General features: G+C 69.1%; 12 protein-coding genes. 6 read left to right on the top strand and 6 right to left on the bottom strand.

Annotation, left to right across the window (positions count from 1 at the left end; genetic code table 11):
- Positions 1–19 precede the first annotated feature (19 nt).
- The 3 genes from IE246_RS09700 to IE246_RS09690 form a co-directional block, all read right to left on the bottom strand.
- Positions 20–2383, bottom strand: coding sequence for a putative sugar O-methyltransferase (locus IE246_RS09700; RefSeq protein WP_189988843.1), 2364 nt, complete (start codon positions 2381–2383; stop codon positions 20–22).
- Positions 2380–3639: a putative sugar O-methyltransferase gene (locus IE246_RS09695; protein WP_189988841.1), complete on the bottom strand. Its 1260-nt coding sequence runs from the start codon at positions 3637–3639 to the stop codon at positions 2380–2382. Before IE246_RS09695 ends, IE246_RS09700 begins: the two co-directional genes overlap by 4 nt.
- 68 nt (positions 3640–3707) lie before the next feature.
- A complete protein-coding gene (locus IE246_RS09690) occupies positions 3708–4619 on the bottom strand; it encodes a DMT family transporter (protein WP_189988839.1) in 912 nt (303 codons plus the stop codon).
- A 63-nt stretch (positions 4620–4682) separates the two neighbouring features.
- On the opposite strand from IE246_RS09690, the gene IE246_RS09685 reads away from it, so the two are divergent.
- Together IE246_RS09685 and IE246_RS09680 are read left to right on the top strand one after the other, a co-directional pair.
- On the top strand, positions 4683–6608 hold the full coding sequence (locus tag IE246_RS09685) for an ABC-F family ATP-binding cassette domain-containing protein (RefSeq protein WP_308434485.1): 1926 nt from the start codon (positions 4683–4685) through the stop codon (positions 6606–6608).
- A 24-nt stretch (positions 6609–6632) separates the two neighbouring features.
- Complete coding sequence (locus tag IE246_RS09680) at positions 6633–8234, top strand: rhodanese-like domain-containing protein (protein WP_189988838.1); 1602 nt, start codon at positions 6633–6635, stop codon at positions 8232–8234.
- Positions 8235–8247: 13 nt separating this feature from the next.
- Here the strand turns inward: IE246_RS09680 and IE246_RS09675 are convergent, their stop codons facing one another.
- From IE246_RS09675 to metC, 3 genes are all read right to left on the bottom strand, one after another.
- Positions 8248–9468, bottom strand: a complete 1221-nt coding sequence (locus IE246_RS09675; protein ID WP_189988836.1) for an HD domain-containing phosphohydrolase — start codon at positions 9466–9468, stop codon at positions 8248–8250.
- A 149-nt stretch (positions 9469–9617) separates the two neighbouring features.
- Positions 9618–9962, bottom strand: coding sequence for a winged helix-turn-helix domain-containing protein (locus IE246_RS09670; protein ID WP_189988834.1), 345 nt, complete (start codon positions 9960–9962; stop codon positions 9618–9620).
- A gap of 17 nt (positions 9963–9979) precedes the next feature.
- Complete coding sequence (metC, locus tag IE246_RS09665; RefSeq protein ID WP_189988832.1) at positions 9980–11176, bottom strand: cystathionine beta-lyase; 1197 nt, start codon at positions 11174–11176, stop codon at positions 9980–9982.
- A 330-nt stretch (positions 11177–11506) separates the two neighbouring features.
- Between metC and IE246_RS09660 the strand changes: the two genes are divergently transcribed.
- From IE246_RS09660 to IE246_RS09645, 4 genes are all read left to right on the top strand, one after another.
- Positions 11507–12547: an amino acid ABC transporter substrate-binding protein gene (locus IE246_RS09660; RefSeq protein ID WP_189988830.1), complete on the top strand. Its 1041-nt coding sequence runs from the start codon at positions 11507–11509 to the stop codon at positions 12545–12547.
- Positions 12548–12644: 97 nt separating this feature from the next.
- Positions 12645–13844, top strand: coding sequence for an amino acid ABC transporter permease (locus IE246_RS09655; RefSeq protein ID WP_189988828.1), 1200 nt, complete (start codon positions 12645–12647; stop codon positions 13842–13844).
- A gap of 3 nt (positions 13845–13847) precedes the next feature.
- The gene (locus IE246_RS09650) at positions 13848–15197 is read left to right on the top strand and encodes an amino acid ABC transporter permease (protein WP_189988826.1); all 1350 of its coding nucleotides are present in this window, start codon (positions 13848–13850) and stop codon (positions 15195–15197) included.
- Positions 15198–15243: 46 nt separating this feature from the next.
- Positions 15244–16035 (top strand): amino acid ABC transporter ATP-binding protein, encoded by a 792-nt coding sequence (locus tag IE246_RS09645; RefSeq protein WP_308434484.1) that lies wholly within the window; start codon positions 15244–15246, stop codon positions 16033–16035.
- Positions 16036–16069: the final 34 nt, after the last annotated feature.

Genomic DNA, 16069 nt, shown 5'->3' with positions numbered 1-16069 from the left:
GGGTCGGTCGGACGGCCTCTCAGCCGCGCGCTTCGGCGATGACCTCGACCCACTTCTGGTCGAAGTCGTCGGTCTCTACCACCGAATAGTCGGCCATGAAACCATACTGCGAGGCCGGGATGTCCATCGTGTCCCAGCCGGCGATCGGGACTTCCCGGTTGAGGTGATAGAGCCGCCGGGTGCCGAGGCGGCGCAGGGCGTCGCCGTAGAAGGCGTGGTTGCGCTCGTCCATGTGCTGGAAGCTCATGGTGTTGACCGCGAGGTCGACCTGCAGCGGCAGTTCGGCGAGCCGCCAGGGCGGCACCACCAGGGCCCGCTGCCCCGGGCCGGGCCGGTCGCCGTCCTCCCACAGCCCGGCGACGGCGTCGCCGTACAGCGAGGCCAGATAGGTGTGGGTCAGCACCATGTTCACCGGCAGGTCGGTGAGCACGTAGGTGACGTCCGGCCGGATCGCCAGCAGCCGCGAGGCCAGCATCCCGAAGCCGCCGCCGATCTCCAGCACCGTCCCGTTCCGCGGCACCAGCGACACGATGCGGCAGGCATAGTAGGCCGCCTGCAGGCTCTTGGCGGTGACGGTGCCGAGCCGGGGAAGTTCGGCCGTGCGGGGATCGAACCTCGCGTCGTCCCGTGCGGCCGCGTCGTACCAGTCGATGCCGGGCGACCCGCAGCGGTAGAGGCGGCAGAGCAGGCCGAGGTACTGGCCCTGCAGGGTCGGGACGACACGGGCTCGTTCCTGGGGGGACAGGTCCGGGTAGAACCGGCCGAAGTCGAGGGCGGGAAACTCGTTCGGCCGGTCCGGGAAGGTCTGGGTGCCGCTCGACACCTCGGACCGGCGGAACCGGGCGAGGTGATCGCGGTCGAGCGGGAACCGGCGCTTGCCGCCCTCGATGCGCGACGGGGTCCAGCCTTCGCCCGATCGTCGGTCCATCTGGTCCATCAGCCGACCGTAGCGGGCCACGGCGGCGTCCAGGTCGACCGGCAGCCGGTGCATCGGCGGCAGCTTGTTGGCGCGGCGCGGGATCGCGTCGTGCAGGTCGTCCCAGCGCCGGTTGCTGCGCAGCAGGAACTGCAGGTTGTGCCAGGTGACCCGGCGGTCGGGATCGATCATGCAGTGGCGGCGGGCGGCGCGGATCGCCGCGTCGGGGTCGCGTTTCTCCTCGGCCGGCAGCAACGCCTGCAGGGCCCGTCCGTCGGCCGGGCTCGCGACCAGGGCCCGGCGGATCGCCGTGACCGGCGGCGGCGGGCGCCGGGCTTCGGCGACGACCTCGACCCACTCGCCGGCGAACGTGTCGGACTGGCGGACCTCGAAGTTGCGGAGGATCCCGTGTCGCGAGGTCGGAACGATCCTGGTGTCGGCGTCGGGCCGGCCCGGCCTGGCCTCCCGGTCGACATGAAAGAGCCGCCGGGTGCCGAGGCGGCGCAGCGTCTCGCCGTAGAAGGCGTGGTTGCGCTCGTCCATGTGCCGGAAGCCCGTGGCGTCGACCGCGAGGTCGACCCGCAGCGGCAGCCCGGCCAGCCGCCACGGCGGCACCACCAGCGCCCGCTGCCCGGCTGCCGGCACCTCGCCATCCTCCCACAGCCCGGCGACGGCGTCGCCGTACAGGGACGTCAGGTAGACGTGGGTGCGCACCAGGTTCGCCGGCAGGTCGGTGACGATGCAGGTGACGTCCGGCCGGATCGCCATCAGCCGCGACGCAAGCGCGCCGAATCCGCTGCCGATCTCCAGCACCACACCGTTCGCGGGCACCAGCGACCGGATCCGGCAGGCGAAGTAGGCGGCCTGCAGGCTGTCGGCGGTCGCCGCGCCGACCCCGGGGAGATCGACCGGGCGGGCACCGAACCGGCCGTCGTCGCGGGCGGCCGCGTCGTATCGGTCGATGTCGGGCGAATCGATCTGGTACAGGCGGTTCAGGAAGCCTGCGTAGTGTCGGAGCAGGTGGTTCTCGACATCCGGGGCGGGACCCGGGCGCCGGAACGCCGGGAGCTGCTCCGGGGTCATCGAGAGCCGGCGCTCGACGTCCTCGACTCGGGACGGCACCCAGCCCTCGGCGGCGCGCCGCCGCTGCTGCTCCAGCAGCCAAGCATAGCGTCTCAGTGCTGCCGTGAGGTCGACGGGGTGCCGGCCGGGGGCCTGTCGCGCGATGCGGCGGCGCGGGACGGCGGCCGGGACCTCGCTCCACCGCTCGGCGGCGATCAGCAGGTTCAGGAGGTTCTTGCGGAGCCGCCGGCTGCCCGGTGTCAGCACGCAGGATCGCCGTGCCGCGCGGATCGCCGTGCCGAGGTCGAGGCGGTGGCTCTCGCGGACCAGCGCGTCGTAGCCGGGGCGCCGGTCCGGGTCGAGCAGGACCGGTCGGCGGACCGCCGCTGCGGGCACGTAGGTCATCGGCTTCCGCCCGGTTCCGGCAGGCCGGGTCGGGCCTCGGCGACGACCTCGATCCACCGCCCGTCGAAGTCCCGCTGCTCCGACACCGCGTAATCGCCCATGAAGCCGTACCTTTCGGCTGGCATGACCATGGTGTCGTGGTCGGGGTTGTCGAGGTGGACGTTTCGGTTGACGTGGTACAGGCGCCGGGTGCCGAGCCGGCGCAGAACGTCGCCGTAGAAGGCGTGGTTGCGCTCGTCCATGTGCTGGAAGCTCATGGTGTTGACGGCGAGGTCGACCTGCAGCGGCAGTTCGGCCAGCCGCCAGGGCGGCACCACCAGGGCCCGCTGCCCCGGGCCGGGCCGGTCGCCGTCCTCCCACAGCCCGGCGACGGCGTCGCCGTACAGCGAGGCCAGGTAGGTGTGGGTCAGCACCATGTTCACCGGCAGGTCGGTGAGCACGCAGGTGACGTCCGGCCGGATCGCCAGCAGCCGCGAGGCCAGCATCCCGAAGCCGCCGCCGATCTCCAGCACCGTCCCGTTCCGCGGCACCAGCGAGGCGGCGCGGCAGGCGTAGTAGGCGGACTGGATGCTCTTGAAGGTCACCGTGCCGAGCCCCGGCACTTCGAACACCCGGGCGCCGAACCGGTCGTCGTCGCGCGCCAGCGCGTCGAACCAGTCGATGTCGGGGCAGTCCCGCCGGAACAGGCGGGCGAGGAGCTTCATGGCCAGGCGCCGCAGGGCCGGCACTTCCCGCTTCCTTTCCTCGGCCGTCACGTCGGGATAGAGCCGGCTGAAGTCGAGGTTCGGGAAGCCGACGGGGCGGTCCGGCGGGTTCTGGGTCCCGCTCGACAGCTCGGAGCGGCGGAAGTTGGCCAGATGACCGCGACCCATGGTGAAGGAGCGCTTCCAGTGCTCCACCCGCGACGGCGTCCAGCCTTCGTCCCGGCGGGCATCGAGTTCCTTCATCAGCCGGTCGTACACGGCCCGCGCCCGATCGAGGTCGACGGGGTGGCTGCGACGGCCGGGCAGGGAGCGAGGCTGCCGCGGGGTCCAGGTGTCCAGGAGATCCCAGGCACCGGAGCGCTGCAGGAGAAACAGCAGGTTCTTGCGCAGGCGCCGGTTTTCCGGGTCGGCCGCGCAGGCCTGCCGCGCCGCCCGTGCCGCCGCCTGAACGTCGTCCGTGCCGAGCGTGACCGTCAGGGCGTCATAGCCCTCGCTCCGCCCCGGATCGGACAGCAGCAGGCGGCGGAACCGGTCGACGGGCTTCTCGGACATTCAGGCCGTGCTTCGGGTGTCGGGACGGTGTCAGTGGCACGGTACGCATCGGCCGGGCAAGGGATTACTCAGCCCTGGCGGGGCCGGCGGGCGAGCGACGCCTCGCGGCGCCAGATGTACAGGCCGCTGGCGATGACGATGGCCGAGCCGGCCCAGGTCCAGGGACCCGGCAGGTCGCCCCAGACCAGCGCCCCGAGCAGGACCGCCCAGACCAGGCTGGTGTACTTGAACGGCCCGACCAGCCCGACCTCGCCATGGCGGAGGGACTCGATCATCAGTCCCTGGGCCACCCCGACCAGGACCGCGGTGACGGCGAACAGGCCGATCTCGGGCCAATCGGGAACCACCCAGCCGAACGGCAGGGTGAGCAGCCCGGCGACCGCCACCACCGCGGTCGACAACACCAGAATGGCGAGCGTCGACTCGCCGCCGGTTCCCATGCGCCGGGTGACCACGTCGCGGAACGCCCCGATCAGCGCGGCGGCGAGCGGCACCAGGGCGACCATCCGCACGGTCTCCGGCGTCGGACGGACCATCACCAGTACGCCGGCGAATCCGACCGCGACCGCGGTCCAGCGGCGCCAGCCGACCCGCTCGCGCAGGACCAGGGCGCCCAGCACCGTGCCGAAGATCGGCCCGGCGAACGAGATCGCGATGGCGTCGGCGATCGGCATCAGCGACAGCGAGGTGACGAACAGGAAGGTCGAACTCGCCATCAGCGCACCGCGCAGCAGGTGCGGGCGCCAGCGATGCACCCGCAGGTCCCGGAGTCTTCCGCGCGCGGCGGCCCAGGCGACCGCGAACGCCACCACCAGGGCGCCGCGGACCGCCATCACCTCGCCGACCGGCACGCGCTGGGTCAGCCATTTGGCGATGCTGTCGTTCAGGGTCAGCACCGCCATGGCGGCGACCATCAGCAGGATCGCGCGGGCCGGCGTCGCGGCCGGGACCGACGATGCGGAAGAGGCGGATGAAGCCATGCCCCGGTCATACGACGCGTGGCGGCTGCAGGGAAGCGGCGGGACGCACCGGGAAGCCCTTGGATGGTCGCCGCCGCCGGTGCTATCACCGCGGCCATGCTCTCGATCCGCTCCATCACCGTCCGCGTGGCCGGCCGCATCCTTCTCGACGACGCCTCGGCGACCATCCCGCCCGGCCATCACGTCGGATTCATCGGCCGCAACGGAACCGGCAAGTCGACCCTGCTGAAGGTGATCGGCGGCGAGCTGCATCCCGACACCGGTACCGTCGAACTGAGCGGGCCGTTCGGGCGCGAGAACGCCATCGGCTGGGTGCGCCAGGAGGCGCCGGGCGGGACCGAGTCCCCGATCGAGCACGTGCTGGCGGCCGATCGGGAGCGCGCCGCCCTGTTGGCCGAGTCGGAGACCGCCACCGACCCGCACCGGATCGCCGAGATCCAGACCCGGCTCGCCGACATCGGCGCACACGCCGCCCCGGCCCGCGCCGCCCGTATCCTGGCCGGCCTCGGCTTCGACGAGCCGATGCAGAACCGGCCGCTGTCGGAGTACTCCGGCGGCTGGCGGATGCGCGTGGCGCTGGCGGCGGTGCTGTTCCAGGAGCCGGAGCTGCTGCTGCTCGACGAGCCGACCAACCACCTGGACCTGGAGACCACGGTCTGGCTGGAAGGCCACCTGAAGGCCTATCCCAAGACCCTGATCGTGGTCAGCCACGACCGCGACCTGCTGAACGAGGTCGCGACCTCGATCCTCAGCGTCGAACATCTCAAGCTGGTCCAGTACACCGGCAACTACGACACCTACGAGAAGGTGCGCGAGGCCCGGCTGGCCCTGCTGGAGGCGCAGCGGGTCAAGCAGGAGCTGCAGCGCAAGCACCTGCAGTCGTTCGTCGACCGGTTTCGCTACAAGGCGTCGAAGGCCCGGCAGGCCCAGAGCCGGATCAAGATGCTGGAGAAGATGGAGGTGCTGCCGGCGGCGCTGGCCGACCCGGAGACCCGGTTCAGCTTCCCGACGCCGGAGAACCTGGCACCGCCGCTGCTGTCGATCGAGAAGGCGGCGGTCGGCTACGTGCCGGGCAGGCCGGTGCTGTCACGGCTGAACCTGCGGCTCGATCCCGACGACCGGATCGGCCTGCTCGGCTCCAACGGCAACGGCAAGACCACGCTGGCCAGGCTGATCTCGGGCGACCTGCACGAGGACGGCGGCGAGATCCACCGGGCGGCGCGGCTGCGGGTCGGCTATGTGGCGCAGCACCACGCCGACGAGCTGGACGGCCGCGAGACCGCCGTCGACCACCTCCGGCGCAAGCTGCCGACCCAGCCGCCGGAACGGGTGCGGGCCCGGCTCGGCGCCGTCGGCCTGACCCAGGACAAGCAGACGACCGCCGTCGGCAAGTTGTCCGGCGGCGAGAAGGCCCGGCTGTCGCTGGCCCTGGTGATGGCCGACGACCCGCATGTGCTGGTGCTCGACGAGCCGACCAACCACCTGGACATCGACGCCCGGCTGGCCCTGGTGCAGGCGCTGAACGACTTTCCGGGCGCCGTCGTGCTGATCAGCCACGACCGGCGGCTGATGGAACTGACGGTCGACCGGCTGTGGCTGGTCGCCGACGGCACGGTGACGCCGTTCGACGGCGACATCGCCGCCTATGCCGAGCGGGTCCGCGAGGAGCGCCGCGGGGCCACCCGGCGGCCGGAGGCCGACGACGGCGGCCGGGTCAACAAGAAGGACCAGCGCCGGCAGGCCGCCCAGACGCGCCAGCAGACCGTCGAGATGCGCAAGGCCGCCCAGGCCGCCGAGAAGCGCCTGGAGAAGCTGACGCTCGAGCGCGATGCCCTGGTCGCCAAGCTCGGCGACGCCCGGACCTACGACGGCTCCACGGCCGAACTGCAGAAGCTCATCCAGAAGAAGGCGGCGCTCGACGCCCAGGTCGCGGAGGCGGAGGAGCTCTGGCTCGCCGCCGCCGAGGCGCTGGAGGCGGCGTCCGCCTGATCCGAACCCGAGGGAGAACGACCGATGGCCAAGAGGATCGACGCGCGGACCCTGCATGCCCGCCTGGAAGGGCCCGAGGAGACGGCGCTGATCGACGTCCGCGAGCAGGCGCCCTACGCCGCGTCGCACCCGATCCTGGCGGCCAACATCCCGCTGTCGCGCCTGGAACTGCTGGCCGGCGAGCGGATCCCGCGGCGCTCGACCCCGATCGTGGTCGAGGACGCCGGCGAGGGGATCGCCGAGGCCGCCGCGGCCAAGCTGGAAGCGTTCGGCTACACCGACGTCTCGATCCTGGACGGCGGCACACCGGCCTGGAGCGCGGCCGGGCTCGAGCTGTTCAGCGGCATGCACGTCCCGTCCAAGGCGTTCGGCGAGTTCGTCGAGCACGCCTACGGCACGCCCTCGGTGTCGGCCGAGGAGCTGAAGGGGATCATGGATTCCGGCCGCAAGCTGGTGGTCCTGGATTCCCGGCCGATGGACGAGTACCGGGTGATGAACATCCCGACCGGCGTCGACGTGCCGGGCGCCGAGCTGGTCTACCGGGTCGGCGAGGTCGCGCCGGAACCCGACACCCTGGTGGTGGTGAACTGCGCCGGCCGGACCCGCTCGATCATCGGCGCCCAGTCGCTGATCAATGCCGGGATCCCGAACGAGGTGGTGGCGCTGCGCAACGGCACCATGGGCTGGCACCTGGCCGGCTACCAGCTGGAGCACGGCAACGCCCGGACGGCGCCGGAGCCCGCCGGCGAGGCACTGGCTGCGGCGCGGGCGCGGTCGGCGGCGGCCGCCGCGAGGTTCGGGGTCCGCACGGTCGATGCCGCGACCCTGGACTCCTGGCGGGCCGAGGCCGACCGCCGCACCCTGGCGATCCTCGACGTGCGGACCATCGAGGAGTTCGAGGCCGGCCGGATCGCCGATTCCCGGCACGCGCCCGGCGGCCAGCTGGTGCAGGCGACCGACCTCTACCTGCCGGTCCGCAACGCCCGCGTCGTCCTGGTCGACGACAAGCGGGTGCGTGCCGACATGACCGGCAGCTGGCTGGCCCAGCTCGGCTGGAAGGACGTGTACGTGCTGGAGAGCGGGCTCGAGGGGCAGGAAATCGCGTCCGGGCGGTACGTCTCGCCGGCCCTTGGTCTCGAATCGCTGCCGGCCTGCGCGTCGATCGCCCCGGCCGAGGCCAAGCGGCGCATGGATGCCGGTTCGGCGGTGCTGCTCGACCTCGCGCGCAGCCTGGACTACCGCGACCGGCACCCCGAGGGCGCGTGGTGGGCGTGCCGCACCGCGATTGCCGGCAACCTGTCGAAGATCCCCGACGGCGCTGCGCTCGTACTGACCGCGCCGGAAGCGTCGCTCGCCCGCCTGACGGCGGCCGACCTGGCCGACTGCGGACGCGAGGTCCTGCTGCTGGATGGCGGCAGCGCCGCCTGGGAGGCGGCCGGACTGCCGCTGCAGAGCGGCATGACCGCCGTCCTGTCGGAACCGCAGGACACCTATCTGCGGCCCTATGACCGCACCAACCGCGCCGAGATCGAGAAGGCGATGAACGACTACCTGACCTGGGAGATCGCCCTGGTCGAGCAGATCAAGAAGGCCGGCGGCCTGTCGTTCCGCCACTACCCGGCATAACCCAGAGGACCGGTCAGGCGGCCGCCGGAGAACTCGATCCGGCGGCGCCGAGGTCGCTGGCGACCTCCACGAATCGGCGGTAGAGCTTCGGCTCGAGATGCGGCCCGGCCATGTCCTGCATGATCGCCATGGCTTGGCCGGCCGGCATCGCCTGCTTGTAGTCGCGCCGGTCGGTCAACGCGGTATAGACGTCGACGACGGCCGTCAGCAGCGACAGCTCGTCGATCTGCCCGCCCTTGAGGCCGTCAGGGTAGCCGTCGCCCGACAGCTGCTCGTGGTGGTGCCGGACGGCGGAGAGCAGTTGCGGCCGGTCTTCGTAGATGTCGGCGAGCATGTCGGCGCCGATTGCCGGATGGGTACGCATGACCGCCATCTCGTCGCCCGTCAGCCTGGCGGGCTTGGCCAGGATCTCGAGCGGGATGCGCAGCTTGCCGACGTCGTGGGCGAGGCCGGTCTCGGCCATCAACGTCACCTGCTCGTCGTCGAGCCCGAGATGGCGCCCGAAGGTGGCCATGAGGATCCCGACCCGAAGGCTGTGCGCGAACGTGTAGGCATGGTGGCCCTGCAACAGGTCGAGCAGGGTCGACGCGGAGCAGGCATCGGCATATCGGACGACCTGCGTCGCGGTCTCCGACAGCAGCGCGCGGGTTCTTTCGGTCACCGTGCCGGTACCGAGGTCGTCGAACAGCGCCCGACCGCACCCGATCAGGGGGCGCGCCTCCTGGCCGGCGGCGAACAGCCGGCTGTCGTCGCGGCCCTTGAACAGTTCCCAGAATCCGGTGAGCAGCGCGCCCGCCGGCAGGTTTCGCGGCAGCCAGCCGTCGATGATCCCGGCCCGCAAGGCGTCTTCGACCGCGGGGCTCGGCTGATCGCACAAGAGAACGATGAGACGCTGCATGCCGTCCGAACGCGCGCGGGCCCGCTCGCAGATTTTCAGACCCCGGCCGCCCGGCAGGACGTGGTCGACGACGACGATGTCCTGACCTTCGTCCACGGCGCTGTCGGCGTCCCAGCGGTTCTCGACCGTGCGGAGCCGGAATGCTTCGGCCAGGACGACCCGGATGGCCTGGTAGCGGGCCGGGGAGGCGACGGCCAAGAGCAGGCGTTCCTGCGACATTCCCGATGCGATCCTGTCTGTGCGCCCGGCGACACTCGGGCCCGAATGGGCCGGACACTGAACGGTCTCGCTTAAAATCTCGTGAACGGCGACCTGGAATGATGGGCCCGGAATCACAACGAGGCCGGTAGCAAGCTACCGGCCCCGCCGTGGTTGGGAGTTTCTGCGTTCGTGGAGGGTCGCAGAGACAAGTGGAACTTAGGGCACGGCGCCGTCCGCCACATTGATCCATGTCAAACATGCGCAGACGAGGGGGCCGGGCAGGGTCACTCCTGGGACTTCAGCAGCGCGGTGAACTCGTCGAGGGCGGCGGCAACCGCGGCATCGGCCTGGGCCTCCATGGCCCGGTAGCGGTCCAGGGCGTCGCGGCCGAGCCCGGTGAGGACCGCGCCGCCGCCACCGCGGCCGCCGGCGGCGCGCTCCACCAGCGGGCCCCGGAAGTCGCCGTTCATGGCCTGCACCAGTTGCCAGGCCCGGCCGTAGGACATGCCCATCGACCGGGCGGCCGCGGCGATCGAGCCGGAATCCCCGATCGCCTCGAGCAGCCGTGCCTTGCCGGGGCCGAGCGCGACCGAATCGCCGATCAGAAGGCGGATTCTCGGTCGTGCCATGCGCTCGCTCCCGGCGTTCAGGCGGCGGCGGCCGAGGCCGCGTTCAGGCGCGCGAATCCGGCCTCCAGGTCGGCGACCAGGTCGTCGAGGTCCTCGAGCCCGGCGTGGATTCGCAGCAGCTGCCCGGGCATGTCCCAGCTGGTCGCCGTGCGCAGCGCGGCCGGATCCCCCGGGAGGATCAGGCTTTCGAAGCCGCCCCAGCTCGCCCCCATGCCATAGAGCTTCAGGCCGTCCAGGAACGCCGCCAGCGCCGCCTTCGGCACCGGCTTCAGGACGAACGAGAACAGGCCGCAGGCGCCGGTGAAGTCGCGCTTCCAGATCGCATGGTCCGGGTGGCTCGGCAGGCCGGGATGCAGGACCGCCGCTACCTCCGGCCGATTCTCCAGCCAGCCGGCGAGGGCGAGGCCGCTGGCCTCGTTCTGCTTGAGACGGACGCCCATGGTCCGCAGTCCGCGCTGGGCCAGGTACAGGTCGTCCGGTCCCGAGCAGTTGCCGTGCAGCCGCACCATGTCGCGGACGGCGGCGGCGTGCTCGGCGGTGCTGGCGATCACGCCCATCATGACGTCGGAATGGCCGCAGATGTACTTGGTGACGGCCTCGACGACGATGTCGACGCCCTTGGCGAAGGCGTCGAAGTGCAAGGCGGTGCCCCAGGTGTTGTCGGTCAGCACCACGGCGCCGCGGGCGTGGGCGGCCTCGGCGATCGCCGGGATGTCCTGCATCTCGAAGGTGAGGGAGCCCGGGGCTTCCGTGTAAACGGCGCGCGTTTTCGGGCGAATCAGCTCGGAGATGCCGGCACCGATGCGCGGGTCGTAGTAGGTGGTCTCGACGCCGTAGCGGGCGAGCATCTGGTCGCAGAACTTGCGGGTCGGAAAATACGCACTGTCGGTCACGAGCAGGTGATCGCCGGCCTTCAGCACGGCCATGAGGGCGCAGGCGATCGACGCCATCCCGGACGACACGGCGACCGCGTCGGCGGCGCCGTACATGTCGGCCACCGCTTCCTCGAACGAGCGGCTGGTCGGCGTGCCGGCCCGGCCGTAGCGGTAGCCCTTGAAGTCCGGCTTGCGCGAGGCCTCCCAGACCGCCAGCGACGGCTGCAGGATGGTCGATGCGTGATACACGGGCGGATTGACCACGCCGTGGTTGTCGTGCGGGTGCCGGCCTGCATGCACGAGCCGGGTGCGCGCCGACATTCCCTTCAGGTCGTCCATTTTCGCGAGTCCTCCGGAAGCAGAGGCTCCGGACAGTGTCCGAAAAGCCTTCGCGAGCCTAGCGGCAAAACCCGATGGTGATCCAGTTGGTCGGGCCGCAAGACTTGCCAGGGTCGTGTGTAGCATGGTGTGATGTCGGCGTTTCGGGCGGCTGCCCGCTTTCGCGGCACTCCGCATCGCGCTGCACTCGCGTTGAGCAGGTGCGGGTCCGGGGAGGGGCATAGAAGGCGCGAAACCTGGAGGACTGCGGTCTGGCAAGGTCCTTGCGAGGGGGCGCTAAAGACCGTGGTATCCGGTCTTTGTCACAAACAATAACTGGGTGGGTTTCACATGAAGAAGGTCAGCCTTTTCGGTCTGGGCGCGGGGCTTTTGGCCGCCCTGACGCTCACTGCCGAGCCGGCGTCTGCGCAGCAGAGCACGCTGGACATCGTCAAGAGCCGCGGCCATCTGCGGTGCCAGCTCGGAACGCCGGCGCCGGGCTGGTACATGCTGTCCGACAGCGGCCAGTGGTCGGGCTTCGACTACGAGAACTGCCGTGCCGTGTCGGCGGCGATTTTCGGTGATCCGGACAAGATCGAGGTCCAGTCGGTCACCTCGGCGGTGCGCTTCACCGCGATGGCGAACGGCGAGTCCGACATGCTGTCCCGGACCACCACCTGGACGCTGTTCCGCGATACCCAGCTCGGCCTCGACTTCACCACCGTCGACTTCTACGACGGCCAGGGCTTCATGGTCCTGAAGGACGCGGGCGTGAACAGCGCGCTGGAGCTGAAGGGCGCCACCGTCTGCGTCGCGACCGGCACCACCACCGAGCTGAACCTGGCGGACTACAGCCGGACCAACGGTCTGGACATCAAGCCGGTGGTGTTCGAGGACAGCAACGTCCGCGACAACACGTTCTTCACCGGCGGCTGCGACGCCATCACCAACGACAAGTCGAGCCTGGCGTCGACCCGTGCGAAGGCTCCGGACACCACGATCTTCAAGATCCTGCCGGAGACCATCTCGAAGGAGCCGCTGGGTCCGGTCGTTCGTCAGAACGATTCGCAGTGGAAAGACCTCGTGATGTGGTCGCTGTTCGCGATGATCGCGGCGGAGGAATACGGAGTGTCGTCGGCGAACATCGACAAGGTCATCGCCGAGACCACCAACCCCGAGATCAAGCGCATGTTCGGTGTCGAGGGTGACCTGAACAAGGGTCTCGGCGTCGATCCGAAGTGGGCCTACAACATCATCAAGATGGTGGGCAACTACGGCGAGAACTACGAGGAGTTCATGGGCGAGAAGACCGTCATGAACATCCCGCGGGACGGTTCTCCGAACGCCCTGTGGACCAAGGGCGGCCTGCTGTACTCGCCGCCGTTCCGGTGAGCAACTGATTGACGCGGCGCCCGGTCGAGAAGTCGACCGGGCGCCTGCGTTTCATCACCTTATTCATTGATCCGTTTCAAAGACGGAGGGTCCGGTCATGGCCGTTCTCGAGAAGGGATCGCCTCGACGACAGAGCCGTTCGATCATCGAATGGCTCAACGACGAGCGCGTCCGTTCCGTCCTCTATCAGGCGATCGTTGCCATCGCCGTCATCGCCGTCGCACGGTACCTGTTCGTCAACACGTCGGAGAACCTGCAGGCGCGGGGCATGTCCAGCGGGTTCGACTTCCTGTCGGGCACAGCCGGGTTCTCGATCGCGTGGACGGTCCTGCCGTACGAGGCGGGTGACAGCTACTTCCGCGTCTATCTGGTCGGCATCGTCAACACGCTGATCGTGTCGCTGGTCGCGATCGTCTTCGCCACGCTGCTCGGCTTCATCATGGGCATCATGCGGCTGTCGAAGAACTGGCTGATCTCGAAGATCGCCGCCTGGTATGTCGAGATCCTGCGCAACACGCCGTTGCTGCTGCAGATCCTGTTCTGGTTCCTGGCGGTGTTTTCGCTGCTGCCGCCGCCGCGGGGGAGCTTCGGCCTCCTCGACATGTTCTTCCTGAACAACCGGGGCTTCTACATGCCTGCACCGGTTCCGGGTGCCGGCTTCGACTACACGATGATCGCCATCCTGCTGGCGATCGCGGCGACCTATGCGGTTGCCGTCTGGGCCAAGAAGCGGCAGATGGCGACCGGGCAGCAGTTCCACACCTTCTGGGTGGGCCTCGGCATCCTGTTCGGCCTGCCGATCCTGGTGTTTCTGGCCACCGGCAGCCCGCTGTCGTTCGACTTCGCTGCCCTGAAGGGCTTCAACTTCCAGGGCGGCGTAAGCGTGCCGCCGGCGTTCTGCGCGCTGCTCCTGGCGCTGATGATCTATCATTCGGCCTTCATGGCCGAGGCGGTGCGGGCGGGCATCCTGTCGGTCAGTCACGGCCAGACCGAAGCGGCCTACTCGCTGGGGCTTCGGCCCGGCATGACGCTGCGGCTGGTCATCATCCCGCAGGCCATGCGGGCGGTGGTGCCGCCGATGATCAGCAACTGGATGAACGTGGTGAAGAACTCGTCGCTGGCGATCGCCATCGGCTATCCGGATCTGGTCGCGGTGTACATGCAGACCTCGCTCAATCAGTCCGGGCACGCGATCGAGATCGTTGCCATGGTCATGCTGTTCTACATGTCCGTCAGCCTGACCATTTCGATGGCCTTGAACTACTACAACAAGCTCGTTCAGCTGAAGGAGAGATGAGCCATGGCTGAAACGACGCAGGACGATGTGGTCTTCCGTCCGAAGCCCAGCCTGCCGCCGCCGCCGAACACCGTCGGCGTGGTCGGCTGGCTGCGGAAGAACCTGTTCGGCGGGCCGTTCGACTCGCTGCTGACGATCGTGGGTGTCTCCCTGATCGCCTACGTGGCGTACAGCCTTTACCAGTACGGCATCGCCAACGCCGTCTGGGAGGCCGACACCTACCGCGAGTGCCTCGACGTCACCAAGGGCAATGGTGCGTGCTGGGCCGGCGTGTCGACCTGGATGAACGGCTACATGTACGGCCGATACCCGGATGTCGAGCAATGGCGGGTCAATCTCGCGGGTGTCGTCCTGGCAGTGTGGCTTGCGCCGTTCTGGTTCCCCAAGATCAAGGCCAAGATCCTGGTCGGCATGTCGGCGGTCCTGACCTTCCCGTTCCTGGCCGCGCACCTGTTCCTGGGCGGCGAGGCCGGGCTGTTCCTTCAGGTCATGGTCGCCGTCGCAATGACCCTGTTCGCGACGGTCTGGCTCAATGTCGGCGCATCTTACCTCGGCTATCCGTCGCTCCGCGTGGCGCTGCTGCGGCTGTCGGGATTCGAGAACAAGGGCGACCATCTCCACAAGTACGTGCTGCTGGGGGCGTTCGGCGTCGGCTTCGTGATCGCCTTCGCCTATCAGTCGACCTGGGAGCTCGCAGCGGTCCCGACCCAGAACTGGGGCGGCCTGTTCCTGACCCTGGTGATCTCCGGCATCGGCATCTCCTCGGCGCTGCCGTCGGGGATCATCCTGGCGTTGGGACGGCGCTCCAAGATGCCGGTGATCCGGGTGTTCTGCACCGCGTTCATCGAGTTGTTCCGCTCTGTGCCGCTGATCACCATCCTGTTCATGGCGGTCACCATGATGCCGCTTTTCCTGCCGGTGGAGATCAACCCGGACAAGCTTGTCCTCGTGATCGTTGCGGTCTGCATCTTCGCGGCGGCCTACATGGCGGAGATCGTGCGCGGCGGCCTGCAGGCCATCAACAAGGGGCAGTACGAGGCGGCCCAGGCGATGGGGCTGAACTACTGGAAGATGATGACCCTCATCATCATGCCGCAGGCGTTGAAGGTGATGATCCCGAACATCGTCGGCAACTTCATCGGGCTGCTGAAGGACACCACCCTGGTGTCGATCATCGGCCTCTACGACATCCTGCTGATGGCGAAGGCGTCCGGCCAGGACGGCAAGTGGCTCGGCATGCACACCGAGCCGTTCCTGTTCACCGCCGCGGTGTTCTTCGTCGTCTGCTTCTGCATGTCGAAGTACAGCCAGCATCTCGAGCGCACGATCGGCGGCGGCTACGGCCGGCGTTGAGGGTGCGGGTATCGACCGAACGAACGATTTTGGAGATCGACCGACGATGAGCCTCGAGACCCTCGACTCCGGCCAGGAGCACATTGCGTCCGCCATCTCCGACGAGGTGGTGATCGAGCTGAGCAAGGTGAACAAATGGTACGGCGAGTTCCATGTCCTCAAGGACATCGACCTCACCGTCTACAAGGGCGAGCGGATCGTGATCTGCGGGCCGTCCGGCTCCGGCAAGTCCACCCTGATCCGCTGCATCAACCGGCTGGAGGAGCACCAGCAGGGCGACATCCTGGTCAACGGCGTGACCATGGACACCAACCTGAAGAACATCGACGCGATCCGTCGCGACGTCGGGATGGTGTTCCAGAGCTTCAACCTGTTCCCGCACCTGACGGTGCTGGAGAACTGCACGCTGGCGCCGATCTGGGTGAGGAACACGCCGAAGGCCGAGGCCGATCGGCTGGCCATGCAGTTGCTCGAACGGGTGAAGATCCCCGAGCAGGCGGCCAAGTACCCGGGGCAACTGTCCGGCGGTCAGCAGCAGCGCGTGGCGATCGCCCGCTCGCTGGCTATGAACCCGAACATCATGCTGTTCGACGAGCCGACCTCGGCGCTCGACCCGGAGATGATCTCCGAGGTGCTGGACGTGATGGTCGGTCTCGCGGAATCGGGCATGACCATGCTGGTCGTCACCCACGAGATGGGGTTCGCCAAGCGGGTCGCCGACCGGGTGATTTTCATGGACCAGGGCGAGATCGTCGAGCAGAACACCCCGGGCGAGTTCTTCAACAATCCGAAGTCGGACCGGACCAAGCTGTTCCTGAGCCAGATCCTGGCACACTGACGTCGGATAGTCGGGTCGACCGCACCGCGGGGGC

The organism is Thalassobaculum fulvum, assembly GCF_014652915.1.
Classification (GTDB): domain Bacteria; phylum Pseudomonadota; class Alphaproteobacteria; order Thalassobaculales; family Thalassobaculaceae; genus Thalassobaculum_A; species Thalassobaculum_A fulvum.
Note: the sequence above shows the minus strand (reverse complement) of the source record. Positions and strands in the feature narration are given on the sequence as shown.